The sequence below is a fragment of the Planktothrix sp. FACHB-1355 genome, assembly GCF_014748295.1.
Classification (GTDB): domain Bacteria; phylum Cyanobacteriota; class Cyanobacteriia; order Cyanobacteriales; family Aerosakkonemataceae; genus Aerosakkonema; species Aerosakkonema funiforme_A.
Map to the genome: position 1 here is coordinate 1 of NZ_JACJUP010000462.1, position 4,880 is coordinate 4,880.

General features: G+C 43.5%; 4 protein-coding genes and 1 tRNA gene. All 5 read left to right on the plus strand.

Going from position 1 to position 4,880, the window contains the following annotated elements:
- The coding region (locus tag H6S82_RS18395) for a hypothetical protein (protein ID WP_191056518.1) at positions 1 to 188 on the plus strand (188 nt) is incomplete at its 5' end.
- Entirely contained in the window at positions 163 to 885 is a 723-nt protein-coding gene (locus H6S82_RS18400; RefSeq protein ID WP_190470558.1) for an HAD family phosphatase, read from the plus strand. The genes H6S82_RS18395 and H6S82_RS18400, both read left to right, overlap by 26 nt.
- 51 nt (positions 886 to 936) lie before the next feature.
- Positions 937 to 1,009 (plus strand) — tRNA-Ala (locus H6S82_RS18405).
- 244 nt (positions 1,010 to 1,253) lie between these two features.
- Complete coding sequence (locus tag H6S82_RS18410) at positions 1,254 to 2,318, plus strand: ATP-binding protein (RefSeq protein ID WP_190470555.1); 1,065 nt, start codon at positions 1,254 to 1,256, stop codon at positions 2,316 to 2,318.
- Positions 2,311 to 4,880: S8 family peptidase (locus H6S82_RS18415; RefSeq protein ID WP_191056519.1), on the plus strand; the 2,570-nt coding region annotated here is incomplete at its 3' end. The genes H6S82_RS18410 and H6S82_RS18415, both read left to right, overlap by 8 nt.

Below are 4,880 nucleotides of genomic sequence, written 5' to 3' on the forward strand. Positions count from 1 at the left end.
TATTCGATCGCACCACACTAGAAACCCGGTTTCTTGAAGAAACCGGGTTTCTGGGGTTTCTGGGGGTTTCTGGGATAGGCGTACTCGATCGCACTGCCAGCCCTGTAAAATCTTTAAGGTGGGAAGAATCGAGCCGCACCCCCTCATCCCAAAAACTGAGGCATGACACTAAAGGCAGTACTGTTTGATTTTAACGGCGTCATCATTAACGATGAGGCGATTCACGAAAAGCTGATTGGCCAGATTTTGATTGATGAAAATTTGCGGCCAAAACCGGGGGAATATCGGGAAATTTGTCTGGGGAGGAGCGATCGCGCTTGTCTTTCTGATATACTTTCTCGTCGGGGTCGCGTTGTCACCGAAAACTACTTAACCCAGCTGCTCACCCGCAAAGCCGAAGCTTACCGGCAAGAATTGGAGAAACTGGAAAAATTACCCATCTATCCAGGACTGGAAGACTTGATTTACAAGCTCCGGGTCGCCAAAATAAAAATGGCAGTAGTCAGCGGTGCCCTGCGTGCGGAAGTAGAACTGGTACTAAATCGAGCTAACCTAGCCCAAAACTTCGAGTTAATCGTCGCCGGAGATGACCTCACAGCCAGCAAACCAGAACCAGATAGCTATCTGCTAGCAGTAGAGCGATTGAATCAGAAATTTCCCGATTTTAACCTGAAACCCTCCGAATGTCTGGCAATTGAAGATACCTTTGCCGGAATAACAGCCGCCAAAAGTGCTGGCATACAGGTAGTTGGCGTCGCGAACACGTACCCATTTCATATGCTCCAGCGACAAGCGAACTGGACAGTAGATTTCCTTACACACCTGGAACTAGAGCGAGTGCAAGAATTATTTTCTCGAAAAGCACCCCAAACAACCGCCAGCTAGTGTTATAATTAAGGATGGCATTTCGTCGATGCGAGATGAAATCCTCAATACGGGGAATTAGCTCAGTTGGTAGAGCGCTGCGATCGCACCGCAGAGGCCAGGGATTCGAGTTCCCTATTCTCCATAGGTTTCGGGAAGCTAATTAACCGCAAGTCTACTAAAAATCTACTATCAGGTAATTAAATGCCGATCCTATATAAATATCTTTGTTTCTGGTGATGTCCTAGCAAAGTTAGACAATAGTAATAATTGGAGAAAGCGAACTCATATACGTTTAAAATGGACAACTGTCTAAGTTTGCCTATGTACCTATTTACTATGTACCTATTTAGTAGTACTATTGTACTATATAGCAGTAAATCAGCAAAATGAAAGGAGAGTTGCTCAAACGGCTATTTAGAGCGATCGCTAGTGAAGATAAAACGGCGATCCAAAGTATGCTATCTGTAGTCGTCGAGGAAGAACGTAAAAAAGGGCATACCCTCCTGGCTGAACAACTCGAAAATATTACCCACAAAAGCAGTCGTAAATTGCCCCGCACTCCTCCAGAGATGTCAGCACTTTCACCTGATACCTCTGGAAATGTAATTTCTTCTGCACCTTATAGTGGCACTCGTTCAAAGACACCTGATACTCACTCCCTAACCTTGCTGTCGAGCAAGCAACGTTTTAACCATCCCTTCATTGTTACTATTCCTAGAGAGCGTTTACGACACCACATGATTCTTTCAGATGTTGTGGAAGAGCGTTTTCGCCGGATCGAAAGAGAATATGCCGCTCGCGATCGATTAGCTCATCACGGTTTACGCTACCGCCAAAAAATCCTACTCTACGGTACTCCTGGGTGCGGTAAAACGATGGGGGCTGAACGTTTAGCTTGGAATACAGGGCTTAGTCTTGTCAAAGTACGCTTTGATGCAATGGTTTCTTCCTTTTTAGGGGAAACAGCAACCAATTTGCGCGAAGTCTTTGAAACAGCCTCTCAAACTCCGTGTTTAATATTTATTGATGAATGTGATGCGATCGCTAAATCACGGGAAGACGTTCAGGAAGTTGGCGAAATTAAGCGTGTTGTTAATACTTTTTTACAACTACTTGATGAATACGAAGCCTCAAATGGATTACTTGTTGCAGCCACAAATCTGACTAAATTTCTGGATGAAGCCGTTTGGCGACGATTTGATGATGTCATCGAAGTGCCAAAGCCTACATCCGTAGAAATAGAAGCTATATTAAAACAGACACTTTCCTCAGTTGAGGTTGGCGTAATTAACTGGGAAACGATTGTGCAAAAACTGGATAAACTTTCAGCTGCACAGATTGTTCGAGTTGCTCAAGATGCTGCCAAACGCGCCATCCTCGATCGAGAAGAACTTGTCATCCAAGACCACTTAGAGGCATCTATTCGAGACGTTTTAGCTTCCCATGTCTGAGCAATTGAATCAATTTCCTCATTTACCCCTACGTTTAACCAATCAAGGAACTGCTGCTCTACCTCCAGGAGGTGGGGGTAAAATCTCTGCAACTACTCTGGCTAATCGAGCCAATGCAGGTGGACATGGTAGCAAGCTAAATTCTTCTATATCATCTATTGTCTCAAGTTGGGAGGAGGAACGCGAAAAGCGCAAGAAAGAAGGTAAACCTGAGCTTCCAGATTCAATTTCATTCATTTTGCAAGTAGATCCTAATTTATTTGACGCAGATGCGCTGAAAAGTTTTGGGATTGAGGTTGTTGCCGATCTAGAGGAAGGTTACATTATTGGAGCATCGGCAGATATAGGACTTTCGGAGCTCAGAAAAAAGATTCAGCAATTCATTGAGTCCCAGTGGGGTGGTGGCAAAGTTCCAGAAATATGGGAAATTCTGGAAGGGACTAGGCGACCGGAGTATATCCTTTCACCTAGTCTTCAATCCCAGTGGGATAAAATTTCAGATCATCAAGAATACATTGTCGATGTAGGCATTTCTTGTATCAATATTAAAGAACAATATTCTAGGTGTCCTAAGCGGGAAAGCTTTAAAAACGATGCAGAGTTTCAGAAAAGAATTAATAACTGGCTGGATAAACATAACCTCACATACGAAGAGTGGGATGATCTGTATTCAGAGCGAGAAGCCAAATTTATTAAATTTATTCAAGAGCCGCTATATCGGGGAGAAATTTTGCGGTCGGTTCAAAGTGACGAAGTTGGTATTTCACGTTTACCCGATAGCTTTTCTTGTCGAATTCGCATACTTGGTAAAGGTTTAAAGGATCTTGTTCTCAACTTTCCATATATTTTTGATGTCAGCGAAGCCGATGAATTTATTGCTCCATCCGTTACACCAAATAGCTCTGAATCCGATCAAGAACAGTTTCAATTAGAAGCACCTGAGCCAAATGCACCCAAAGTTTGTATCATCGACAGCGGTATTCAAGAAATTCACCCTAAACTGAGAGTTGCGATTGACTGTAATCTCTCCACATCTTGGGTGCCTGGTGAAACGAATATGACTGCTGATTATTGTAGAGGTGGTGGGCATGGTACTAGAGTTGCAGGAGCAGTTCTATACCCACGAGGCATTCCTCAAACAGGTCGTCAGCAGGCAGTGTGTTGGCTTCAAAATGCCAGAATTCTCGATGCGCGAAACGAACTACCTAAACGGCTTTTTCCGCCTGACGTTTTAGAAGAAATTGTAAATATTTATTACTGCCAAACTAGAACGCGAATTTATAACCACTCAATAGCTGGAATTTCACCATGTCGCACCCAATCAATGACTTCTTGGGCAGCAGCTATTGATAAACTAAGTTGGGAAAACGATGTTCTTTTCATTGTGGCTGCTGGTAATATTGAGGCTCGCGCAAACTATGTCACACGCCCTTCAATTTCTGCTCATATACAAGCTGGTCGTAAGTATCCACAATATCTGCTGCAACCCTCTGCACGGGTCGCTAATCCAGCACAAAGTTTTCAAGCACTAACTGTTGGTTCTGTTGCTCATAAAACTTACAATAATCCACCTCTAAGGTCGATAGCAGAAGAGAATCATCCTTCTTCTTTCTCCTGTTCTGGCCCTGGCATCTGGGATACTATCAAACCAGAAGTAGTTGAATATGGTGGCGACTACGCGATTGACTCGCCAACTTCACTAAATTTCACGACACCAGAGTCAGTTTGCCCAGAATTGATTCGTTCAACCCGTGACGGTGGTAAAGCTGTTAGTGCAGATGCTGTAGGAACATCATTTGCTGCTCCTAAAGTCACACATATTGCTGCTGCATTAGCAGCAGCATTTCCACAAGAAAGCACCCTCCTTTACCGCGCACTCGTTGTTCAATCAGCGCGTTTACCAGAGTGGACAAATAATTTGGATGCTAAAGAACTTTATTATGCAATTAGGACTATGGGTTATGGTATTCCAGACATCAATCGCGCTCTCGGCAATTCCCCTAACCGTATAACGTTGACAACTAGAGGATTAGAACGCATTAAAGCTAGACAAGCTAAGGTTTACCAAGTAAAAGTTCCAGAAAATTTCTTACCTCAAGGGGAAGGGTTTGACATTCTGATTGAAATCACTCTTTCTTATGTCGCTGAACCTCGTCGTACTCGACGTAATCACAGGAAATATTTATCAACTTGGTTAGATTGGACTTGTAGCAAATGCGGAGAAGATCCCGATCGTTTCCTCGATAGAGTTCTCAGCGAGTATGATGCGCCAGAAGAGGCTGAAAAAGGTGACAAACTATTCCGATGGACGCTAGGGAAAAGGCAGTTTAAACCGACCAACGGACAAACAAGCCCAAAAGGAATTGATGGCATAGTAAAGGAACTGTCCCGAAGTAAAGGAACTATTCAAAAAGATTGGGCGACTGTAAAATCCTATGAGCTACGGGAAGGCTTTTGTATTTCTGTAGTTGGACACGCAGGCTGGAACCAAGATACTAATGCTGAAGTACCTTTTGCGCTGGTTGTTAGCTTTGAAGCTGTCAATTCAAGTATCGACGTATA

Bases quoted from the DNA above. Each gene is read 5' to 3' on its own strand.
- H6S82_RS18400 (WP_190470558.1), top strand. From the start codon at position 163: ATGACACTAAAGGCAGTACTGTTTGATTTTAACGGCGTCATCATTAAC.
- H6S82_RS18410 (WP_190470555.1), top strand. From the start codon at position 1,254: ATGAAAGGAGAGTTGCTCAAACGGCTATTTAGAGCGATCGCTAGTGAA.